Annotated in this window: 20 protein-coding genes, 1 pseudogene and 1 riboswitch; of the genes and pseudogenes, 19 read left to right on the forward strand and 2 right to left on the reverse strand. The window is 53.3% G+C overall.

The window, feature by feature from the left end; translation table 11 throughout:
- The first annotated feature begins 19 nt into the window (after window positions 1-19).
- On the forward strand, window positions 20-850 hold the full coding sequence (locus tag EVJ20_RS01755) for a DUF4097 family beta strand repeat-containing protein (RefSeq protein ID WP_131489847.1): 831 nt from the start codon (window positions 20-22) through the stop codon (window positions 848-850).
- A complete protein-coding gene (locus EVJ20_RS01760) occupies window positions 847-1,782 on the forward strand; it encodes an FUSC family protein (protein ID WP_070327536.1) in 936 nt (311 codons plus the stop codon). Before EVJ20_RS01755 ends, EVJ20_RS01760 begins: the two co-directional genes overlap by 4 nt.
- A 32-nt stretch (window positions 1,783-1,814) precedes the next feature.
- On the opposite strand, the gene EVJ20_RS01765 is transcribed toward EVJ20_RS01760, so the two are convergent.
- The gene (locus EVJ20_RS01765) at window positions 1,815-3,503 is read right to left on the reverse strand and encodes an Rqc2 family fibronectin-binding protein (protein WP_071399573.1); all 1,689 of its coding nucleotides are present in this window, start codon (window positions 3,501-3,503) and stop codon (window positions 1,815-1,817) included.
- A gap of 131 nt (window positions 3,504-3,634) precedes the next feature.
- On the opposite strand from EVJ20_RS01765, the gene gmk reads away from it, so the two are divergent.
- The 14 genes and pseudogenes from gmk (at window position 3,635) to EVJ20_RS01830 (ending at window position 17,502) form a co-directional block, all read left to right on the forward strand.
- Window positions 3,635-4,282: a guanylate kinase gene (gene gmk, locus EVJ20_RS01770; protein WP_070327534.1), complete on the forward strand. Its 648-nt coding sequence runs from the start codon at window positions 3,635-3,637 to the stop codon at window positions 4,280-4,282.
- Complete coding sequence (gene rpoZ / locus EVJ20_RS01775) at window positions 4,282-4,491, forward strand: DNA-directed RNA polymerase subunit omega (RefSeq protein WP_070327533.1); 210 nt, start codon at window positions 4,282-4,284, stop codon at window positions 4,489-4,491. Before gmk ends, rpoZ begins: the two co-directional genes overlap by 1 nt.
- A gap of 59 nt (window positions 4,492-4,550) precedes the next feature.
- Window positions 4,551-5,741, forward strand: coding sequence for a bifunctional phosphopantothenoylcysteine decarboxylase/phosphopantothenate--cysteine ligase CoaBC (gene coaBC / locus EVJ20_RS01780; RefSeq protein ID WP_131506914.1), 1,191 nt, complete (start codon window positions 4,551-4,553; stop codon window positions 5,739-5,741).
- Window positions 5,738-8,062: a primosomal protein N' gene (gene priA / locus EVJ20_RS01785; protein ID WP_131489846.1), complete on the forward strand. Its 2,325-nt coding sequence runs from the start codon at window positions 5,738-5,740 to the stop codon at window positions 8,060-8,062. Before coaBC ends, priA begins: the two co-directional genes overlap by 4 nt.
- 11 nt (window positions 8,063-8,073) lie before the next feature.
- A pseudogene (gene def / locus EVJ20_RS15270) lies at window positions 8,074-8,502 on the forward strand (peptide deformylase); the annotation flags it as partial.
- Window positions 8,488-9,459 carry a methionyl-tRNA formyltransferase gene (fmt, locus tag EVJ20_RS01790; protein WP_255417542.1) on the forward strand — a complete coding sequence of 324 codons (972 nt, stop codon included), beginning with the start codon at window positions 8,488-8,490 and terminating at the stop codon, window positions 9,457-9,459. The pseudogene def and the gene fmt, both read left to right, overlap by 15 nt.
- 1 nt (window position 9,460) lies before the next feature.
- Entirely contained in the window at window positions 9,461-10,789 is a 1,329-nt protein-coding gene (rsmB, locus tag EVJ20_RS01795) for a 16S rRNA (cytosine(967)-C(5))-methyltransferase RsmB (RefSeq protein WP_131506916.1), read from the forward strand.
- A gap of 2 nt (window positions 10,790-10,791) precedes the next feature.
- A complete protein-coding gene (gene rlmN, locus EVJ20_RS01800) occupies window positions 10,792-11,877 on the forward strand; it encodes a 23S rRNA (adenine(2503)-C(2))-methyltransferase RlmN (RefSeq protein ID WP_070327529.1) in 1,086 nt (361 codons plus the stop codon).
- A gap of 8 nt (window positions 11,878-11,885) precedes the next feature.
- Window positions 11,886-12,620, forward strand: coding sequence for a Stp1/IreP family PP2C-type Ser/Thr phosphatase (locus EVJ20_RS01805; RefSeq protein ID WP_070327528.1), 735 nt, complete (start codon window positions 11,886-11,888; stop codon window positions 12,618-12,620).
- 5 nt (window positions 12,621-12,625) lie between these two features.
- Window positions 12,626-14,563 (forward strand): Stk1 family PASTA domain-containing Ser/Thr kinase, encoded by a 1,938-nt coding sequence (gene pknB, locus EVJ20_RS01810; RefSeq protein ID WP_131506919.1) that lies wholly within the window; start codon window positions 12,626-12,628, stop codon window positions 14,561-14,563.
- A gap of 43 nt (window positions 14,564-14,606) precedes the next feature.
- Entirely contained in the window at window positions 14,607-15,491 is an 885-nt protein-coding gene (gene rsgA / locus EVJ20_RS01815) for a ribosome small subunit-dependent GTPase A (RefSeq protein ID WP_070327526.1), read from the forward strand.
- Window position 15,492: 1 nt separating this feature from the next.
- On the forward strand, window positions 15,493-16,149 hold the full coding sequence (rpe, locus tag EVJ20_RS01820) for a ribulose-phosphate 3-epimerase (RefSeq protein WP_070327525.1): 657 nt from the start codon (window positions 15,493-15,495) through the stop codon (window positions 16,147-16,149).
- Window positions 16,150-16,168: 19 nt separating this feature from the next.
- A riboswitch (TPP riboswitch) is annotated at window positions 16,169-16,268 on the forward strand.
- 74 nt (window positions 16,269-16,342) lie between these two features.
- On the forward strand, window positions 16,343-16,915 hold the full coding sequence (gene thiT / locus EVJ20_RS01825; RefSeq protein ID WP_070327524.1) for an energy-coupled thiamine transporter ThiT: 573 nt from the start codon (window positions 16,343-16,345) through the stop codon (window positions 16,913-16,915).
- Complete coding sequence (locus tag EVJ20_RS01830) at window positions 16,915-17,502, forward strand: thiamine diphosphokinase (RefSeq protein WP_070327523.1); 588 nt, start codon at window positions 16,915-16,917, stop codon at window positions 17,500-17,502. Before thiT ends, EVJ20_RS01830 begins: the two co-directional genes overlap by 1 nt.
- 57 nt (window positions 17,503-17,559) lie before the next feature.
- On the opposite strand, the gene rpmB is transcribed toward EVJ20_RS01830, so the two are convergent.
- Window positions 17,560-17,748, reverse strand: a complete 189-nt coding sequence (gene rpmB / locus EVJ20_RS01835; protein WP_015881349.1) for a 50S ribosomal protein L28 — start codon at window positions 17,746-17,748, stop codon at window positions 17,560-17,562.
- 252 nt (window positions 17,749-18,000) lie between these two features.
- On the opposite strand from rpmB, the gene EVJ20_RS01840 reads away from it, so the two are divergent.
- The 3 genes from EVJ20_RS01840 to sdaAB all read left to right on the forward strand — a co-directional run bounded on the left by EVJ20_RS01840 (window position 18,001) and on the right by sdaAB (window position 20,788).
- Complete coding sequence (locus EVJ20_RS01840) at window positions 18,001-18,363, forward strand: Asp23/Gls24 family envelope stress response protein (protein ID WP_016509701.1); 363 nt, start codon at window positions 18,001-18,003, stop codon at window positions 18,361-18,363.
- A gap of 22 nt (window positions 18,364-18,385) precedes the next feature.
- Entirely contained in the window at window positions 18,386-20,062 is a 1,677-nt protein-coding gene (locus EVJ20_RS01845) for a DAK2 domain-containing protein (RefSeq protein WP_199749308.1), read from the forward strand.
- 63 nt (window positions 20,063-20,125) lie between these two features.
- Window positions 20,126-20,788 carry an L-serine ammonia-lyase, iron-sulfur-dependent subunit beta gene (sdaAB, locus tag EVJ20_RS01850; protein WP_035386362.1) on the forward strand — a complete coding sequence of 221 codons (663 nt, stop codon included), beginning with the start codon at window positions 20,126-20,128 and terminating at the stop codon, window positions 20,786-20,788.
- Window positions 20,789-20,795: the final 7 nt, after the last annotated feature.

Raw genomic sequence — 20,795 nt, forward strand, 5'->3', positions numbered from 1 at the left:
GTCGAAAAAGGAGAGAACTATGGCGTATTCTAGAATTAAAGGACAGTCATTGAAAGCACGGTTTCAAAACATCCCTAAACATCGCAAAATCGCATTCGGTCTCGTCCTCACGGTGTTACCTTTATTATTTTTCGTGAATTTATTCGTATTCAGCCACATGTTGGCGCTAGGGGACAAGTATGAGGACCGTTATCAGATGAAAAAGCTTCGGCTTGAGACGGCGCATGGGAATGTTGAATTTATCCGGAGCACGAATGAAAAAGTTCAGATCGAAGTACTGCAGACGAATTCGAAAGAACGTCGCATTAAAGTGAAGTCGGTCGGGGACACGATTTCCGTCGTCGAACGGTATGGACCGATGAGCCAGTTCGGGAGTCGGGCAAGCGCGGAGCCGTCCCGTTATAAAATCCGGGTCGCGTTGCCAAGTTCGATGACATCGATCGAAGTGACGGCTGAGCAAGTGACCGGACAAGGCCTGGTCGCGAAAACCATCGTTCTCGATGCCAATGCGGTCAATCTGAAGAAACTTGAAAGCGACCGGCTTCGAGTCGAGACGAGAAGCGATGCCACGTTTGAGACGGTTCGTGTCGTCACGGGTGACATCCGGTCGTATCGTGACGCGACAATCCGTGACGTCGTCGTCAACCAAGCGCTGACCGTCCAGACAGAGGCCGGGGCGCTCATGTATGAGCCGCGAAACGCGACCGGACAAGTGACGGTCACGACAACAGGAAACATCGCGGCGGCTGAGCGCTTTAAAGAAATCAGCAACGGTGTGTACCATCTTTCGAACTCGAATCGTCCGAACGTGGAACTGATCTCTGAGACAGGGAAGGTCGAACTGAAATGATCAACAAACGCTACATTCCTAAAGTCGGACTGCGAACGTTTAAGACCGGGATCGCCGTCGCCATCACGATTGCCTTGTCATGGTACGTCTTCGGCATTTATTCGGGGATGGGTGCCATCGCCGCCGTCGTCGCGATGCAACCGACCGTCAAACGGTCGTCGAAAATCGTCTTTAGCCGTATATTCGGCACGATCGTCGGCCTCATGTGCGGCTTGTTGATCGTCTATGCGTTCGGGGTGAACCCGATTTCGATCGGTCTTGCCGTCATCGTCGCGCTCACGCTCAACACGACGTTCGATAAGACGCACATGTCGACGTATGCGGCGTTCGCGATTGTGCTCATGCTTGAAAACCCGACGACCGACTTTTTCCACTACGCGTGGACGCGTTCGCTATTGACGGCGGTCGGTGTGTTCGTCTCGCTCGGCGTCAACTATGCGTTCATGCCACCGCGTTATGAAGAGCGTCTGCTTGGCGAGATTCGGAAGACGTCGGCGTATATGTTCCATCATTGGCGCGAACTGATCGGCTCCCCGGCAGAACTGCTCGAGACGCGCGCCCGTATCCTCGGCCATCAAGAGCTCCATATGATGTTGCAAGAGGATATGCAAGTGACGAAGGTTAAGTTGAAGCATTTGACGATCAAGCAATATCGGTTATTGATTCATTTAGAGGATAAATTGGTCTTGCTGCTCGAGAGTCTCGCTGAGCACCGGGAAGCGTTACTCATGATGACCGAGGACGAACGCCACGCGTTCGAGTCCGAGTTTTTATTCCTGCTCGCCCACCATCACGACATTCTCTACACGTGTGACAAACCGTACTCGCTCTTCCAATTGAAGCATGAAGACTTATCTGTTTCTGAAATTTTACACGGACATCTGCTCGACTATCATGAACAGCTCGAGGCGTTCAAACATAATCCGAAATAAACAAAGGCCACGTCGCATGACGTGGCCTTCGTTCATTGTTTAAGCGATTTGACGAGCTGCTCGTCCGGAGTCACGTATACCGTCTGCTGATCGGTGTAGATGACGAATCCCGGCTTGGCGCCGCTCGGTTTTTTCACGTAACGGGCTTTCGTATAGTCGACCGGAACCCCGCTCGAGGCACGTGCCTTCGAGAAGTAGGCGGCGACGGTCGCTGCTTCGAGGAGCGTCGTCTCGTCCGGTTCGGTTGACCGGATGATGACGTGTGAACCGGGGATATCTTTCACGTGAAGCCAAACTTCGTCGCGACGCGCGAACTTGAACGTCAAGTAGTCGTTTTGCGTATTGTTTTTGCCGACGTAAAACTCGACACCGGTCGAAGATGTGTAGCCTTCGAGCGCGACTTTGGCCGTTTGTTTCTTCTTCTGACGTTTTTGTCGGATGTATCCGCCTTCGGCCAGCTCTTCGCGAATCTCGACGATATCGCGCGGCGCGGCGACGTCGAGTTGGGCAACGAGCGTCTCTAAATAGCTGATTTCGGTCTCGTTCAGTTCAATTTGCTTTTGAACCTCGATTTTGGCAACTTTTAGTTTGTTGTATTTCTTATAGTAACGTTGCGCATTCTCGTTCGGTGTTTTGAGCGGATCGAGCGGGATATCGATCATGGCGCCGTCCTCATCATAATAGTCGACGACGTGGGCGACTTTCATCCCTTTCTCGAGTTGGAACAAATACGTCGTCAACAGCTCACCGTATTTTTGGAGCTCGTCCGATCGTTCCGTCGCTTTCATATCCTCGAGCAGGCGTTTCCGTTTTAATTGGTTGCGCTCGAGCTCTGACTTGAGCAGACGCTCGACGTCATGGGCTTGCTGCTTGACCCGGTCACGGTTCGCCTTCTCATAGTAAAAGCGGTCGAGCACTTCCTGGCTCGAGTCGTAGCGTTCTTCAGAAACGATATCGCCTGACGTGAGCGCGATCGGACTGAACCGTTCCTTCCCGGAGGCGAGCTGTTGGAATACATAAGCGCCGTCAAGATCCGCCATCACGCTGTCAAACGCCGCCTCTAAGTTCGTACGGTTCGGCGTCTTGGCCCGATACATAATCTCTTGGGCGATCTGCGGGCTCATCCCGGAAAAGTGAGCGACGAGCTGCTTGTCGAGCATACCTGCGTTCCAATCGATTCGTTTCAATCCCGCTTCCCGTTCCGTCAACGGATCGGACTTTTGTTGCGCCGGCGGCAAGATGTACTCGCTGCCTGGCATGATCGTCCGATACGTGTTTTGAGACGGGGGAAGGTGTTTGATCGCGTCTAAAATCTTGCCGTCCTCGTTCGTCAAGACGACGTTCGAGTGACGTCCCATCAGTTCGACATAGACGCGTTTGTTTTCTTCATCACCGAGCTCGTTACGCGATCTGACCGAGAAGACGATGACGCGGTCGCGGCCGACTTGTTCGATCGCTGTGATAAAGCCGCCCTCGATATGCTTCCGCAGCATCATACAAAACATCGGAGGCTCTTGCGGGTTCTTGATCGGGGTGTCCGTCAATTGAAGTCGCGCATACATCGCGTTCGCTGAAACGAGCAACGAGACGCTTTGTCGGTTCGATCTGACTTGAATCATCAAGTCGAGCGCATACGGTTGATGCACTTTATTGATTCGACCGCCAACGAGCGGTTGTAGTTCTTTTACGACACGATATGTCATTAATCCATCATATGCCATTAGTCTCATCACCTTTGTCCTTTTTCTGTCTCTACGTTATCAGATTCACAGAAAATATGGTACGATGAAGTAGGAAATCCGAACTTCTTCTTGCCGTAACAATTAAAGGACTGCTATTATAATGTAATGTGATGTTAGAAGATGGAGGGCTTGCATTGAATTTTAAAGAACGAGGATTATTAATCGTCTTGTCTGGTCCAAGCGGTGTCGGCAAAGGTACTGTTTGCCGAGTGCTCCGTGAAGAGGCGGACAACAACCTTCAGTATTCGGTGTCGGCAACGACTCGAAAACCACGTGAAGGCGAAGTTGAGGGAGTGCATTACTTCTTTAAGACGAGAGAGCAATTTGAAGACATGATTGAACACGATCAACTGCTTGAGCATGCAGAATTCGTCGGCAACTATTATGGGACACCGGTCGAATGGGTGCGCGAGACGCTTGAAAGTGGCAAGGACGTCATTTTAGAGATTGAAGTCCAAGGAGCTTTCCAAGTAAAGGAACGCTTCCCAGAAGCCGTCTTTTTATTCCTCGCACCGCCGAGCCTGCAAGAACTTCGAAACCGTTTAGTCGGTCGAGGCACTGAATCGGAAGAAGTCATCAAGCAACGCTTGCTCGTCGCCCGTGAAGAAATCGAGTTGATGGATGCTTACGATTACGTCGTCACAAACGACGAAGTCGATAAAGCGATCGACCGAATCAAAGCGATCGTGACGGCCGAGCATTGTAAACGTGAACGTGTCGCGTCTCTCTATAAAAAAGCTATGATGGAGGTCATTTAATGTTATACCCTTCGATTGATGCCTTACAACGTATCATCCCGTCGAAATACACAATCGTGACGGTGGCCGCCAAGCGTGCCCGTCAGATCCAAGACGGAAAAGCACCAAAAATCGCTGCGCCAAAATCGTATAAACCGGTCGGTCAAGCGCTAGAAGAAATATTCTCGGGTGACACGACAATCATCGTGAACGAAAAGAACAACGGATGAAGTGTGACCCAAGTCGGATACGACTTGGGTCTCATTGTCTATAAAGGGGAGAAATGTGAATGGTGAACGACCGGAACATCTTGCTTTGTGTGAGCGGCGGTATCGCTGCATATAAGGCGTGCGCACTCACGTCAAAACTCGTTCAAGCAGGCGCGAACGTCCGCGTGGCGATGACAGCATCAGCTGAGCAGTTCGTCGGAAAGGCGACGTTTCAAGCACTCAGTCGCAATCCGATCTATTCGGACGTGTTCGAAGAGCACGACCCGACGAAGATCGCCCACATCGATGTCGTTGATACGAGTGATTTAATCGTCGTCGCCCCGGCGACGGCGAATATCATCGCTAAACTTGCTAACGGAATCGCCGACGACTTCATCACGACCTCGATCTTAGCAGCGAAATGTCCCGTCATCGTTTCTCCGGCGATGAACGTCAATATGCTCGAACATCCGGCGACCCGCCGAAATATCGAGACGCTCAAATCATACGGCTATCAAATCATCGAGCCGGGTGTCGGCAATCTGGCCTGCGGCTGGATTGGCGGCGGACGTCTGCCCGAACCGGAAGATCTCGTCCGCATCATCGCGAGCCAGTTCGTCCCGAAACACTTGCTTGAAAAGCACGTCTTGATCACGGCTGGTCCGACGGTCGAACGTATCGACCCGGTCCGGTTTTTATCCAACGATTCATCCGGGAAGATGGGAGTCGCCCTTGCTGAGGCGGCGCGAGATATGGGCGCGAATGTGACACTCGTCCACGGCCCGCTCCAAGTCCCGATCCCAGACGGGGTGACCGCGATCGCGGTCGAGTCGGGACAACAGATGCTCGAGACCGTGCTCGAGCGATTTGCGACGCAAGACATCGTCATCAAGTCGGCGGCGGTCGCTGACTATCGTCCGAAGACGGTCCACACCGAAAAACATAAAAAAGTCCACGGCCCGTTGACGATCGAGCTCGAGGAGACGACCGATATTTTAAAAGAGCTCGGAACGAAGAAGACGCATCAGCTCCTCGTCGGATTCGCTGCCGAGACAGAGCAGCTTGAAGACCATGCCCGGGCTAAACTCGAGCGTAAAAACGTCGACTTCTTGGTCGCGAATGACGTGTCGAAGCGAGACATCGGTTTCCGGTCTGACGACAACGAAGTCGTCTTATTCCGAGCGGATGGCTCATCTGTCCGTCTGCCACGGCAGAGCAAACAACGTCTCGCCCACGAGTTACTCGCCTACTTTAAGGAAGGTTTACGATGATTGCCCACGTCCACGTCGATGCTCCGGTCATCACGATCGACCGACCGTTTGACTATGAGGTCCCGGTCCAGTTCGAGTCGTTGATTGAGCCAGGTATGCGCGTATCGGTACCGTTCGGATCGAGACGGTTACTCGGCATCGTGACAGGGGTATCGGACGGAACACGTGAAGGGTTAAAACCGCTCGAAGCACTTCTTGACGAAGAGTCGTCTTTGACCGAAGAGTTGCTCGAACTGTCGACGCACGTGAAACAGACGACGCTTTGCTTCCGCTCATCGGCACTGCTCGCCATGTTGCCGGCGGCGCTGAAAGTCAGTTACGATAAAGCGATCAAAGGGGAGTCACTTCCTGAGGGTGTTCGGGCCGGCACACACTTGTCCGAGTACCCAAAAGAAGTCCAGTCGTTGATTTTGGCCATGGCCAAAAAAGGGGACTTGTCGCTTTCACCGGTGCTAAAAGAGAAACGAACGGTCAAAACCGACTTGTTGATCGAGTTGAAGGATGCGAGCGTCGTCCCGGCGCGTGCCAAAAAACAGCTCGAGGCGGTCCGTCTACTTGAAGACGTGCCTCGTATGTACTGGTCGTCGCTCCGTCAAATCGGATTGACGCGGCCCCAGCTGCAAAAGCTCGAGACGCTCGGTGCCGTCAAAGTGACCGAAGTGGAATTGAATCGAGACCCGTACGCTTCAATCGAACAAGTGATCGATGATGTCCAACTGAATGACAGTCAAACGGAAGCGGTGCGCGCGATTCGCGAGGCCGAAGCCGGTGAGACGTTGTTGCTCCACGGCGTGACCGGAAGCGGAAAGACCGAAGTGTATCTCGAGTCGATCGGCCAAGTCGTCGATGACGGGAAGCAAGCCGTCTTGCTCGTCCCAGAGATCAGCTTGACACCGATGATGGTCAAACGGTTCAAACGTCGTTTTGGCGACCGCGTCGCCGTACTCCATAGCGCCTTGTCGCAAGGCGAGAAGTACGATGAGTGGCGGAAAATCAAGCGACGAGAAGTCGACGTCGTCGTCGGTGCCCGATCGGCCATCTTTGCTCCGCTCGAACACATCGGCCTGCTCATCCTAGACGAAGAGCATGAGACGACGTATAAACAAGAAGAGAACCCGCGCTATCATGCGCGCGACGTCGCAATTTGGCGCGCCCGTTATCACGGCTGTCCGGTCGTGCTCGGAAGCGCGACACCGTCGCTCGAGTCATTCGCCCGCGCCCAAAAAGGCGTCTATCGCTATTTGCATTTGAGTGAACGCTACGGTGGCAAGATGCCGCCCGTCCATATTGTCGATATGCGTCGCGAACTCGCGAAAGGGAACACGACGATGTTCTCGGAAGATTTATTTCTGGCCATCAATGACCGGATTGCGAAAAAAGAACAATGTGTCATCTTGCTCAATCGCCGCGGGTTCACGACGTTCGTCATGTGCCGTGATTGTGGGGAAGGGCTGACCTGCCCGCATTGCGCCGTCAACTTGACGTATCATCAGCACGGCGACCGGCTCAAATGCCACTATTGTGGCTATGAGATCGGAATGCCGCCGAAATGCCCGACGTGCGACAGTAAAAAAATCAAACAGTTCGGCACCGGCACGCAAAAGATCGAGACCGAGCTGTTGAACCGAATCCCGGAAGCACGGATCATCCGCATGGACCAGGATACGACGTCGCGTAAAGGGTCGCACGAACAGCTGTTGAAACGGTTTGAGGACGGCGAGGCCGACATCCTGCTCGGTACCCAGATGATTGCCAAAGGGCTCGATTTTCCGAACGTCACGCTCGTCGGCGTGCTCGCGGCCGATGCGACGCTCGGCATGCCCGACTTTCGGGCGACCGAACGCACGTTCCAACTCGTCACCCAAGTCGCCGGACGAGCCGGACGTGGAAGTTTACCGGGTGAGGCGTACGTCCAGACGTACAATCCGGACCATTATGTCATCGAGACGGCGAGTGGGCATGATTATGAGTCGTTTTTCGAGCGCGAGATGAAACTCAGACAAGTCGGCAACCATCCGCCTTACTGGTACGTGACGCTCGTCACGTTCGCGGCTGAAAATCCGCTCGTCGCGCAAGCCGAGGCCGACCTGTTCGCCGCCGATTTCGCGGCAGCGCACGTCGAGCAGTCCCGGCTGAACGGACCGATGCCGGCACCGTTATCGAAACTTAAAAACTTGTATCGCTACCAGCTGTTTATCAAGACGAAACAACCGGAAGCGTTATATCCCGTTCTCGCCATGCTGCAACAAGCGCGGGCGAAAGCAATCAGCAAAAAAGAATATCAATTGAGTATAGATGTAAATCCATACGTCTTCATGTGAGGTGGAACGAAATGTATAAAGTAGTCGAAATTCCAAATGAGATTTTGCGGGTCAACTGTGACCCGGTGACAAAGTTTGACAAGAAGTTGCGCCAGACGGTCGACCGGCTGTTTGACACGATGTATGAGTATGATGGCGTCGGTGTGGCCGCGCCGCAAGTCAATTTGAACCAGCGCCTTGCCGTCGTCCATACTGACGACGAAACAGGTCCGCTCGTATTGATCAATCCAGAGATCATTTCGACCGCAGGCAAAGCCGTCGGATTAGAAGGTTGCTTGAGCATCCCGGGTGAGTTCGGATTCGTCGAACGACATGAGTCGATCGTCGTCAAGACGCAAGACATGAAAGGGCGCTTTCAAGAAGTGAAGGCAAGCGGCTTCTTCGCGCGTGCCATCCAACACGAGATCGACCATTTAGACGGCGTCCTGTTCACCGATAAACTCGCCGTTCCTAAGCCAGGAACCGACAAGCGCATCGTCTTCATGGGCACACCGGCGTTTGCCGTATCCGTACTTGAGCGCTTGCTCGAAGAAGGATACAATGTCGTAGGTGTTGTCTCGCAGCCGGACAAACCGGTCGGTCGCAAGCGCGAGCTCAAACCGACACCGGTCAAAGAGTGTGCGCTCCGTCATAACATCCCGGTATTGCAGCCGATCAAAGTCCGCACCGATTACGAGGATATTTTGGCGCTTGAACCGGATTTGATTGTGACGGCGGCTTACGGGCAAATCGTGCCGAGTGAACTGTTAGAGGCGCCGACATATGGCGCGATCAACGTGCACGCCTCGCTCCTTCCAAAATACCGGGGGGGCGCACCGATCCATCAAGCGATTTTGGACGGAGAGACAGAAACGGGCGTCACGATCATGTACATGGTCGATAAATTGGATGCAGGTGACATGATCGCGAACACGATCGTCCCGATCGAAGAGACAGACACGGTCGGTACGCTGTTCGACAAACTTGCCGTCGCAGGGTCTGATCTGTTGATCAAGACGTTGCCAGCCTTTTTAGAAGGCTGGATCGAAGCGGTACCGCAAGACGAACGTGACGTCACGTTCGCACCGAACATTAGCCGGGACCGCGAACAGCTGGACTGGTCGCAGCCGGGTGCATCGATCTTCAACCACATTCGTGGCATGAACCCGTTCCCGACGGCGTATACATTGATCGCAGGCGAGCGGGTGAAAGTGTTCGCGAGCGAGAAGACGAGCGGGAGCGGTGAGGCGGGCACAATCGTCCGGCTTGAAGAGGATGGGTTTGTGGTCGCGACTGGAAATGACGTCGCCATCAAAGTGACAGAGTTACAGCCGGCCGGAAAAAAACGGATGGACGGTGCCACGTTCATGCGCGGTGCCGGACAAAAGCTGCAAGTGGGCGACCAATTAGGAGGGTGACATGAACGTAAGACAAGCAGCGCTTGATACGCTGATCAAAATCGAACAAGGCGGAGCCTATTCGACGATCGCGGTCAACGATTTATTAAACCAAAAAAAGCTAGCTTCAAAAGACGTGGGACTTTACACAGAGCTCGTCTACGGAACGCTCGGGCGGAAGCGGACGCTTGATTATATATTGGAGAAGCGTGTCCAAAACCCGAAAAAACTGGACAGTTTCGTCTTACCGCTCCTGCGGATGAGCGTGTATCAACTGTTCTATTTAGACAAAGTGCCGGACCGGGCCGTCTTACACGAGGCGGTCGAGATCGCCAAAAAACGTGGGCACTCCGGCATCGGCAAGTTCGTCAACGGCGTGTTGCGCAACGTCACCCGTGACGGGTTCCCAGATTTGAGTGGGCTTCCTGACGCCGAACGGATCGCGATCGAGCACAGTCATCCCGACTGGCTCGTCGCGGATTGGATCAACACGTACGGGATTGAGGCGACCGAGGCGATGTGCAAGTTGAACAACGAGCCGGCCCCGGTGACAGTTCGCGTCAACCGCAAACAAATCACGGTCGAGGAGATGATCGAACGCCTCGCCGAGTCAGGCGTACAAGCGTCACGTTCTGAGCTATCGTCAGACGGTCTCGTCATCGAGTCCGGAAACGTTCATACGACGCCGTTTATCGACGCAGGACTTTTGTCGATTCAAGACGAGAGCTCGATGATCGTCGCCGACGCGCTCAGTGCCGAGAAGACCGAACGCGTGCTCGACGCGTGTGCCGCGCCAGGCGGCAAAGCGATGCACACCGCCGAACGGATGGACGGCGGGACGCTCGTGGCGCTCGACCTTCACCCTCATAAGGCAAAACTGATCGAACGACAAGTGAAGCGATTGCAAATCGATGGAGTGACCGCACTAGCCCTCGATGCAAGAGACGCCGGAGATGAGTTCGAACTTGAGAGCTTTGACCGCATCTTGCTCGATGTCCCGTGCTCGGGTCTAGGTGTCATTCGCCGCAAGCCAGATATTAAATGGACGAAGGACAAAGAATCCCTTTCTGGACTGCCGATCATCCAACGTGAAATTATTGACGCTGTCTTGCCACTACTGAAGCAAGGTGGTACGCTAGTGTACTCGACATGTACAATCGACCCGTCTGAAAATGAACGGCAGGCCGACTATATATTGTCGAACGGATTGACGTGGGATGAAACACTCCGAGATCGTCTTCCTGAAGTGTTACGCCCGATGGTGTCATCGGACCGCGCCGAACTCAAACTACTTCCGACGACGTTCGGAACTGACGGCTTCTACATCGCCGCATTTAAGAAAGAGGTATAAACATGAATCCAAAAGCAGTTGAAAAAACCCCATTAGTCGGCGCCAAGCCGTCTTTATATTCGCTCACATACCCTGAACTCGAACAATGGCTCATCGATGCAGGAGAAAAGGCGTTCCGCGCGAAACAGTTATATGACTGGATGTATGTCAAACGGGTGACGTCATTCGATGATATGACGAACTTGTCGAAACCGCTTCGTGAAAAACTCGATGCTTCGTTCCAGTTGACGACGTTAAAAGAACTCGTCCGCCAGGAATCACAAGACGGAACAATCAAGTTCTTGTTCGAGCTCCAAGACGGTTACTCGATCGAGACGGTACTCATGCGCCACGAATACGGCAACTCGGTCTGTGTCACGACACAAGTCGGCTGCCGCATCGGCTGTACGTTCTGTGCATCGACGCTCGGCGGGTTGAAACGTAACCTTGAAGCCGGAGAAATCACGGCTCAAGTATTAGATGTTCAACGGGCGCTCGACGTGAGCGGTGAACGTGTCGACTCGATCGTCGTCATGGGAATCGGCGAACCGTTTGACAACTATGACGAATTGATGCGTTTCTTGCGCACGGTCAATCACGATGACGGTTTGAACATCGGTTCACGCCACATCACCGTCTCAACGAGCGGGATCGTGCCGAAAATCTACAAGTTCGCCGACGAAGGGATGCGCATTAACTTTGCGATTTCACTTCATGCGGCGTCGACGGAAGTTCGGACACGTCTCATGCCGATCAACCGTGCCTACAACTTGGACAAGTTGATGGAAGCCGTCAACTATTACACGGAGAAGAGTGGACGTCGTATCACGTTTGAATACGGTTTGTTCGGTGGCGTCAATGATACAGAAGAAGATGCACACAAGCTTGCCGACTTGTTGAAAGGCGTCAAATGCCACGTCAACTTGATTCCAGTCAACCATGTGCTTGAGCGCGACTATGTGCGCACGCCACGTAATCAAATTTTTGCCTTTGAAAAAGTGCTCAAAGATCGAAAAGTGAACGTGACGATTCGTCGCGAACAAGGTTCGGATATCGATGCGGCTTGTGGGCAGCTTCGAGCGAAGGAGCGCGAACAAGAAACGAGGTAATCAGGAAGATGGAATTAGCATACCGAACCGACCGTGGGCAGGTGAGGGCTCAAAACGAGGATGCCGTCTTGATTTTAGGGGACGAGCATGCCGGGATCGCCCTCGTCGCCGACGGCATGGGGGGGCATGAGGCAGGAGAGGTCGCGAGCGGGCTCGTCATCGAGCAGTTTCGTCGCGCCTTTCCGACGCTTCCGGCCACACCGTTAGCGATGGAGACGTGGTTCCGTGATAACGTGGAGCTGGCAAATGAGCAAGTGCTTGAATTCGCGAAGCAGTCTAATCTCGTCATGATGGGGACGACCATCGCTGGCGTCTGTTGGCATGACGAAACGATTGTCATCGTGCACATCGGCGATAGCCGCGTCTACGCCCTTCGTGGCGGAACACTCCAACAATTGACGGAAGACCATTCTTACGTCAACGTGCTAAAACAACTTGGGGAATTGACGGAAGAAGAAATGCGGATCCACCCGAAACGAAATATTATCACCCGTGCGATCGGCTCAAAAGAGCACGTCGAACCTGATCTGCAAGTGTTTGCCGACCCCGAGTTCGACACGATTTTAATCTGTACGGATGGCTTGACGACTCACCTGACAGATGAAGCCATCAAACACGCCTTAACTCGTCCCATCTCTGCGGATGCTAAGGCGGACATGTTGATCGATCAAGCCAACCGATTGGGTGGGAGCGATAACATCACTGTGGCGCTCGTCCAATTTACAGATAGAAAGAGAGGATGAATCCGATGCGAAGTGGAGAACGAATCAACGATCGTTATCGGATCGAACAACAAATCGGTAGCGGCGGCATGGCAAATGTCTACCGGGCTCACGATGAGATTTTAAACCGAACCGTCGCCATTAAGGTGTTACGATCTGAATTCTCGCATAACGAACAATTTATACGCCGGTTCGAACGAGAAGCCCATGCGGCAACCAGTCTGAACCATCCAAACATCGTCGCCATTTATGACGTCGGAGATGAACAAGACATTTATTACATCGTCATGGAACATGTCGATGGTATGACGCTCAAACAATATTTACAGGAAGAGTACATATCAATCGAGGAAGCGTTACGGATCATGGGACAGATCTGTGATGCGATCGATCATGCCCATGCCCATCGCATCATTCATCGGGATATCAAACCGCAAAACATGATGATCGACCAAAACGGGAACGTCAAAGTGACCGATTTCGGGATTGCCGTGGCCATGTCGAACGCGACGCTGACCCATACGATGTCAGTCCTCGGGTCGGTCCACTACTTCTCTCCGGAACAAGCGCGTGGCAAGTTTGCCGATGAGAAGTCAGACATTTATTCGCTCGGTGCGGTGCTGTACGAACTTGTGACAGGACGAGTCCCGTTCATCGGTGAGACGCCGGTCGCGGTCGCGTTGCAACATTTGCAAGATGATCCGATCCGACCGCTCGACTTGAACCCTAAAATTCCGCAAGCGCTTGAGAACTGTATTATGCAGGCGCTCGCCAAATCGCCGGGGGCACGACATGCCTCGGTCGCTGCTTTTAAAAAAGACTGCTTGACGTCGCTCAGCCCAGACCGCGCGGACGAACCGAAACGGATGCCGACAGAACAAGACGAGTTTGATCAGACGCTCGTCATGGCGCCTGTCGTCCCGGAAGAACCGAAAGAAGTCGTCAAGCAGCCGGCAGCTGCAGTCGAGCCGGAATCAGCGACGCCGAAGAAACAAAAGAAAAAGAAGTGGTGGCTCTGGCTAGTGCTCGTGCTTCTATTGATTGGTGGCGGGGTTGCCGCGTATGTGGTTGCAGATGAAATGTCACGTGCCGTCGTGCCTGATGTCGTCGGTATGAGCGTCGGTGATGCGACGACTGAACTGGAAGCATCCGGATTCGTCGTTGAGACGACGGACCGAGTGAGTGACAACGTGTCTGAAGGCGACGTGATTTCGCAAAACCCGCAACCTGGACGGAAGCCGAAGCGTGGAACGGTCGTCACCATCGTCGTGTCTGCTGGGAAAGAGACGGTCGAGATGCCTGACGTCGAAGGGTTGTCTCAAACAGCAGCGGAACGAACGTTGAAAGATCTTGATTTCACAGATATTGAAATCCAATCCGAAGCGTCCGAAACGGTCGACAGCGGAGATGTGATTTCGCAATCGATCACGCCAGGTGAAGAAGTCATCGCGTCGGAAGAGACGGTCACGCTCGTCGTCTCGACCGGCAGCAATAAAATCGAGCTTGCTAATTTGACGGGCTATACGTTCGAAGAGGCGTCAACTTATGCCGAGCAAAACAACTTGAAAATCGTGAAACGCGATGAGTATTCGACGAGTATCCCAGCGAATCAAATCATTCGTCAACTGCCGACGTCAGGGACGGCGGTCGATCCGGGAACGGAACTGACGGTCATCGTCTCACAAGGAGTCGAGCCGACCGACATCTCGATCGAGCGGGAAGTGGACGTCGAAATCGAACCGCCGGCAGAGGGTGAAGAGGCGGAGCCGGTCGAAGTCGTCATTCGTACCGTCGATGCCCGTGGTGAGATCGAAGTGTTGCGTGATATGATCACAGAAACGACGACGTATTCCTATACGCTCGTCATTGCTCCGGACGAAGTCGGTACCGCGACGATTGAAGTCGAGGGTGAAGTCGTTCGGACCGATACGGTGACATACGCCCAAGCAAAAGATTCACAATGAAGAGGTGGCGTGCGCGTCACCTCTTTTCTAAGGAGGAAACAGGATGAAAGGAACGATTATTCGCTTGCAAGGTGGGTTTTATGATGTCATGACCGAAACGAAAGTTGAAATCAGATGTCGCGCCCGGGGAAACTTCCGGAACCGAAACATTTCGCCCGTCGTCGGGGACGACGTCGATATTCAAGACCAAGGGGACGGGACCGGCTACATCATGGCTGTCGATGAGCGGTCGAACCATCTCGTCCGCCCGCCGATCGCCAACATCGATCAGGCGTTTCTGCTCTTTTCCGTGAAAGAGCCGGCATTCTCGTTTCATTTGCTTGACCGCTTTCTCATTTTGATCGAATCGAAGCAAGTTCACCCGATCATCGTGTTGACGAAGATGGACTTGTTGCTAGAAGCTGAAAAGGAAAAAATTAGTGCGGCGGCAGCGCTATACCGTTCGATCGGCTATCAAGTCATTGAGACGTCGACCGAAGACGGAGCTGGGATCGAGCTCATCCGCAGCGCGTTCAAAGACAAGACGAGCGTATTCGCCGGACAGACCGGCGTCGGGAAGAGTTCGTTGCTGAACGCGGTCGCACCGGAGCTTGAACTCGCGACTGGTAAGATTTCGAAAGCGCTTGGCCGCGGGAAGCATACGACGCGTCACGTCACGCTCATCACACTCGCGGACGGGTTCGTCGCCGATACACCTGGATTCTCGAGTCTTGAGTTCCCGGAAGAACTTGAAGTCGAGGAGATGCGTTGGTGTTTCCCTGAATTCGTCTTGCGGCACGATGACTGTAAATTCCGTGGTTGCGCCCATTTGAACGAGCCAGGTTGTGCCGTCAAAGCGGCGGTCGAGGCCGGAGAAATCGCTTCCACCCGCTATGCGAACTATGTTACGTTTATGGAGGAATTAAAAGATAGACAACGGAGGTACTAACATGATTAAAATCGCACCATCGATCCTGTCGGCCGATTTTGCCAACCTTGAGGCAGAGGTCAAAGCGGTCCAAGAAGCAGGGGCCGATTACATTCATTTTGACGTCATGGACGGTCAGTTCGTGCCGAACATCTCGATTGGACTGCCGGTACTCAAAAGTTTGCGTGACAAGTCGGACATGGTATTAGACGTCCATTTGATGATCGACCAACCGGAACGGTTCGTCGAGGACTTCGTTCAAGCAGGCGCCGATATCGTCACGGTCCATGTCGAGGCGACAAACCATTTGCATCGCGTATTGCAACAAATCAAAGGAGCCGGCGCCAAGTGTGGTGTCGTCTTGAACCCACATACGCCGTTGTCATCAATCGAGCACGTGCTCGGTGATGTCGATATGGTGTTGCTCATGACCGTGAACCCTGGCTTTGGCGGCCAAGCGTTCATCGAAGCGGTCGTCCCGAAGATTGCGGCGCTCAGCGAGATGCGCCAAGCGCGTCGTCTCGACTTCGAGATCGAGATCGATGGCGGGGTAAATCCTGCGACGGCAAAACTTTGTATCGACGCAGGTGCCGACGTCCTCGTTGCCGGTTCAGCCATCTATAACGAACCGAGCTATAAAGACGCAATCGATAGCATTCGCAACGCGTCTCGTGTATAATCGTCTGTAGAACAACAAATATTGTCGCAAGGGGTGTCACATCTGTGGCTGAGAGGCATGAGCTAACCCTTTGAACCTGTTCCGTTCACACGGACGTAGGGATGTGGCGAAAATGCACGTTGCTACACGATAGCAGCATGGCGTTTACGTCATGCTGCTTTTTGTCGTTCACTCATATCAAGGAGGGAATAAGATGAAACAACGTTTAAAACTACAGGCGCTCATTGAAATCTCGCTGTTCGCCTCGCTCGGACTGATCTTTGACATGCTCATCCCATATCGGTTGCCGCAAGGCGGAGCAGTCAGCTTGGCGATGCTGCCGATTCTCGTGATGGCTTATCGGCATGGATTGAGAGGCGGACTCGCGACAGGCGCGCTCGTCGGGACGCTACAACTGTTATTTGGGGCCTATATCTTCACGCCGGTCCAGTTTTTACTCGACTACACGGTCGCCTACGGCCTCGTCGGAGTCGCCGGCATCTTCGCCGGGCAAGTCAAACAGTCGGCAAAAGACGGCGCCAAGAAAACGCTCACGTTCTATTTGATTCTCGGGGCGTTGATCGGCTCGGCGCTCCGCTACGTTGCGCACGTCGTCTCCGGCATCGTCTTCTTCGCCGAGTATGCGGAAGGACCGGTCGTCTTGTACTCGCTCGGCTATAACTTGACGTATATGTTGCCGTCGTTCCTCGTCTCGGCGGTCGTGATCGTGCTCTTGTTCACGTCGGCGCCGCGTTTCGCGACGCTCGCGACACGGGACATCAGATAATGCGTGTCTTGATTGTGGCTGCGAGCCCGGAAGCGGTCCCTGAGCTTCCTCGGAACGCCGATTACGTCATCGGCGTCGACGGCGGCTATCATACGCTGCTCGACCGTGGGATGAAGCCGGACCTGCTCGTCGGTGACTTTGATTCGTTCACAGGCACCGTGCCGGAGGAAGCTGTCCGTTATCCGTCTGAAAAAGACGTGACCGACCTTGAGATCGCTCTCGAGGCGGCACGAGGGAAAGGGGCGGACGTGATCGACGTGTACGGTGCACTCGGGGGCAGACTCGATATGACGCTCAGCAACGTCGGTCTGCTCGAGGCGTACCCCGAGATGCGGTTGTTCGCAGACGGGCAAGAAGTGCGCCTCGTCGGAAAAGGGGACTATCGTCTCCCGCGTCGTCCTGACCATTACTTGTCGCTCGTACCTTGGAAACGGGCCTCGGTCTCGATTCGTGGCGTCAAGTACCCGCTCGAGAACCATGACGTCGTCAGCCATGAGGCGCTGACGATCTCAAACGAGTGGTCGGCGGAAGAGGCGGATTTGCTCGTTCATAGCGGCAACGTCTTGATTATGTATATAAAGAAATAAACAAAAAAAATCCCATCGGCGCATGCCGCTGGGATTTATTTCGTTCGTGTATGGTAATTATACGCGTTCAACGAGACCTGATTTAAGAGCGCGAGCTGAAACCCAAACTCGTTTAGGTTTACCGTCAACGAGAATGCGAACTTTTTGTACGTTTACACCCCAAGTACGTTTTGTCTTGTTGAGTGCGTGCGAACGGTTGTTACCTGACTTAGGTGACTTACCTGTTACGTAGCATTTACGTGCCATGCGTTTCCCCTCCTTTTTTATGTGGGTTCGTCCTAATAGACACTCGTTTATATTAGCATGGGTTTTTTCACGATGCAACTAGAAAATAACCGGATGACAAGAAAAAAACTTGACATTACGGATGAGGATTTTAATAATGAATGAGGGTTGCGGTTACAATTGACCGAGTTTAGGGGCATGTCCTTTTAATAACTAGGTACTTATTGTAGAATATACTGTAGGAATCATTCCGAATAAAGGAGGCTACTCCATATGGCAATTGAAATGAAGACAACATATGGCAATATTGATATCACGAACGACGTGGTCGCGACACTCGCGGGCGGTGCGGCGATGGAATGTTTCGGCGTCGTAGGAATGGCGTCACAAGCTCAACTGAAAGACGGGATCGCAGAACTGCTCAAACGTGAGAATTATGCGCGTGGCGTTGTCGTACGTCAAGATGGAGAAGACGTACATATCGATATGCACATCATCGTGAGCTACGGGACGAAAGTGTCGGAAGTCGCGTACAACGTGCAAAGTCGTGTAAAATACACGCTCGGTGAAACTTTAGGATTAAACGTTTCGTCGGTAAATATATTCGTACAAGGCGTTCGTCTGACGAATGACTGACGAGAACGAAGGAGGATTTGGTGTGGGGTTAAAACGTTTAGATGGATTGGTGTTTGCGCAAATGGTCGCAAACGGTGCAGCCAACTTGAGCCAAAATGCAGATTACGTGGATTCGCTTAACGTCTTCCCGGTCCCAGACGGCGACACGGGAACGAACATGAATTTGACGATGACTTCAGGTGCGAAGGAAGTGGCCGCACTCGACACGGCGAACATCGCTGACGTGTCATCGAAGTTTGCCCGCGGCCTACTTATGGGGGCCCGTGGGAATTCGGGTGTTATTTTGAGCCAATTATTCCGTGGTTTCGGTAAATCGATCGAAGGAAAGACAGAATTGTCGACACTCGACTTTGCCGAGGCACTCAAACGTGGCGTCGACACGGCATACAAGGCGGTTATGAAACCGGTTGAAGGAACGATTTTGACGGTTGCTCGTGAAGCGGCCGACGAAGCGCTCCGTGCCTCTGAGTCGACGAGCGACTTCAATGAGTTCATGGAGCAAGTGATCACGGAAGCGAAAGCGTCGCTCGAGCGGACACCTGATTTGTTGCCGGTCTTAAAAGAAGTCGGTGTCGTCGACTCAGGCGGTCAAGGTCTCCTCGTCATCTATGAAGGGTTCCTCGCGAGCCTTGAAGGGAAAGAGCTCGAGAAGCCGCACGCACCGGTCATGGATGCCCTCGTTGAGGCAGAACACCATGCTGCGCAAGGTTTCATGTCGACGGAAGATATCGAATTTGGATATTGCACGGAAATCATGGTCCGTTTCCAAGACGAAAAGTTGAAACAGACTCCGTTCGATGAGGACGTGTTCCGTAACGAGCTGTCTGAACTCGGAGACTCGCTCCTTGTCGTCGCCGATGAAGAGTTGCTCAAAGTCCACGTTCACGTCGAGACGCCGGGCGACGTCATCACGAAAGGACAACGTTTTGGTGAGCTTGTCGCGGTCAAGATCGAGAACATGCGTCAACAGCATTCGACGATTCTTGAAGAAGAGCACGGTGCCAACCAGCACGGCGTTCAAGCGACTGCCGTCAAAGCAAAAGTGCCTTACGCGATCGTCACCGTCGCCATGGGTGAAGGTGTCAGTGAACTGTTCCGTTCGCTCGGTGCCGCACATGTCATCGAAGGCGGGCAGACGATGAACCCGTCGACGGAAGACATCGTCAAAGCGATTGAAGCGGCGAACGCCGAGCACGTCTTCATCTTCCCGAACAACTCGAACATCATCATGGCCGCTGAGCAAGCGGCATCGGTCGCACCTTGCGGCGTCTCGGTCATTCCGACGAAGACGGTACCACAAGGACTAGCGGCTGCCATCGCGTTCAATCCTGAAGCGGATGTCGAGACGAACGAGTCGGTCATGAAGACGGCCGCAACTACGGTCAAGTCAGGACAAGTGACATACGCTGTCCGTGACACGAGTATCGACGGTGTCGAGATTCGTAAAGATGATCATATGGCGATTGCTGAGAAGAAAATCGTCGCATCATCAAAATCGAGTCTAGAAGCGGCAAAAGCGCTCGTAGATGCACTTGTGGACGCGGATGATGAGATTGTCACGATTTTGACGGGCGAAGGTTCGTCGGCGGAAGACGTCGCAGCACTCTCGGCTTACATCGAATCGAAGAACGATGAGATTGAAATCGAAGTTCACGACGGTAAACAACCGCTCTACTCCTACATTTTTAGTGTGGAATAAGCTGTATCTCAGCCCTGCCTTCTGTATAATGAAGGTAGGGTTTTTTTGAAAGGGGGAAATGCGATGAAATATCGCAGTGTGTTTGATATTATCGGACCGGTCATGGTCGGACCATCGAGTTCGCATACGGCCGGAGCCGCACGCATCGGTCTTATGGCCGGCAAACTGTTCGGCCGAACGCCGGACCTCGCGCGGATCACATTTTACGGGTCGTTCGCCGACACGTATCGAGGTCACGGGACAGACGTCGCCATCGTCGGAGGCATCATGGGGTTCGATACGTTCGATCTTCGCATCCCGCAAGCGCTCGACATCGCGAAAGAGCGGGGAATCGAAGTCGTCTTTGAGACGAGCGACGCGCTCACGGATCATCCGAACACGGCTCGGGTTCATCTCGAGGACGCGGAGGGGACGTTTGAGATCGTTGGGATCTCGATTGGCGGTGGCACGATTGAAATCACCGAATTGAACGGATTCCCGCTCAAGCTTTCCGGCGGTGGACCGGCACTCGTCGTCTTGCATCACGATCGCTTCGGGGCGATCGCGGCCGTGACGGGCATACTCGCCAAGCACGAACTGAACATCGGGCATATGGAAGTGAGCCGTCATGAAAAAGGCAAGCAAGCCTTGATGGCGATTGAAATGGATGAACCGATGCCAAAAGACGTATTAGCGGAACTGGAACGGTTACCTCAAATCGAACGGGTAGCCATCTTTGGGGAATAAGGAGAAA

Source organism: Exiguobacterium sp. SH0S1, assembly GCF_004337165.1.
GTDB classification, from domain to species: Bacteria; Bacillota; Bacilli; order Exiguobacteriales; family Exiguobacteriaceae; genus Exiguobacterium; species Exiguobacterium aurantiacum_A.

What these genes read in the sequence shown, in the direction of transcription:
- rpe (WP_070327525.1), top strand. Translation starts at nt 15,493, where the DNA reads ATGATTAAAATCGCACCATCGATCCTGTCGGCCGATTTTGCCAACCTT.
- priA (WP_131489846.1), top strand. Translation starts at nt 5,738, where the DNA reads ATGATTGCCCACGTCCACGTCGATGCTCCGGTCATCACGATCGACCGA.
- coaBC (WP_131506914.1), top strand. Translation starts at nt 4,551, where the DNA reads ATGGTGAACGACCGGAACATCTTGCTTTGTGTGAGCGGCGGTATCGCT.
- EVJ20_RS01830 (WP_070327523.1), top strand. Translation starts at nt 16,915, where the DNA reads ATGCGTGTCTTGATTGTGGCTGCGAGCCCGGAAGCGGTCCCTGAGCTT.
- rlmN (WP_070327529.1), top strand. Translation starts at nt 10,792, where the DNA reads ATGAATCCAAAAGCAGTTGAAAAAACCCCATTAGTCGGCGCCAAGCCG.
- rpmB (WP_015881349.1), bottom strand. Translation starts at nt 17,748, where the DNA reads ATGGCACGTAAATGCTACGTAACAGGTAAGTCACCTAAGTCAGGTAAC.
- EVJ20_RS01765 (WP_071399573.1), bottom strand. Translation starts at nt 3,503, where the DNA reads ATGGCATATGATGGATTAATGACATATCGTGTCGTAAAAGAACTACAA.
- EVJ20_RS01760 (WP_070327536.1), top strand. Translation starts at nt 847, where the DNA reads ATGATCAACAAACGCTACATTCCTAAAGTCGGACTGCGAACGTTTAAG.
- sdaAB (WP_035386362.1), top strand. Translation starts at nt 20,126, where the DNA reads ATGAAATATCGCAGTGTGTTTGATATTATCGGACCGGTCATGGTCGGA.
- EVJ20_RS01840 (WP_016509701.1), top strand. Translation starts at nt 18,001, where the DNA reads ATGGCAATTGAAATGAAGACAACATATGGCAATATTGATATCACGAAC.
- rsmB (WP_131506916.1), top strand. Translation starts at nt 9,461, where the DNA reads ATGAACGTAAGACAAGCAGCGCTTGATACGCTGATCAAAATCGAACAA.
- thiT (WP_070327524.1), top strand. Translation starts at nt 16,343, where the DNA reads ATGAAACAACGTTTAAAACTACAGGCGCTCATTGAAATCTCGCTGTTC.
- gmk (WP_070327534.1), top strand. Translation starts at nt 3,635, where the DNA reads ATGTTAGAAGATGGAGGGCTTGCATTGAATTTTAAAGAACGAGGATTA.
- EVJ20_RS01805 (WP_070327528.1), top strand. Translation starts at nt 11,886, where the DNA reads ATGGAATTAGCATACCGAACCGACCGTGGGCAGGTGAGGGCTCAAAAC.
- pknB (WP_131506919.1), top strand. Translation starts at nt 12,626, where the DNA reads ATGCGAAGTGGAGAACGAATCAACGATCGTTATCGGATCGAACAACAA.
- rsgA (WP_070327526.1), top strand. Translation starts at nt 14,607, where the DNA reads ATGAAAGGAACGATTATTCGCTTGCAAGGTGGGTTTTATGATGTCATG.
- rpoZ (WP_070327533.1), top strand. Translation starts at nt 4,282, where the DNA reads ATGTTATACCCTTCGATTGATGCCTTACAACGTATCATCCCGTCGAAA.
- EVJ20_RS01755 (WP_131489847.1), top strand. Translation starts at nt 20, where the DNA reads ATGGCGTATTCTAGAATTAAAGGACAGTCATTGAAAGCACGGTTTCAA.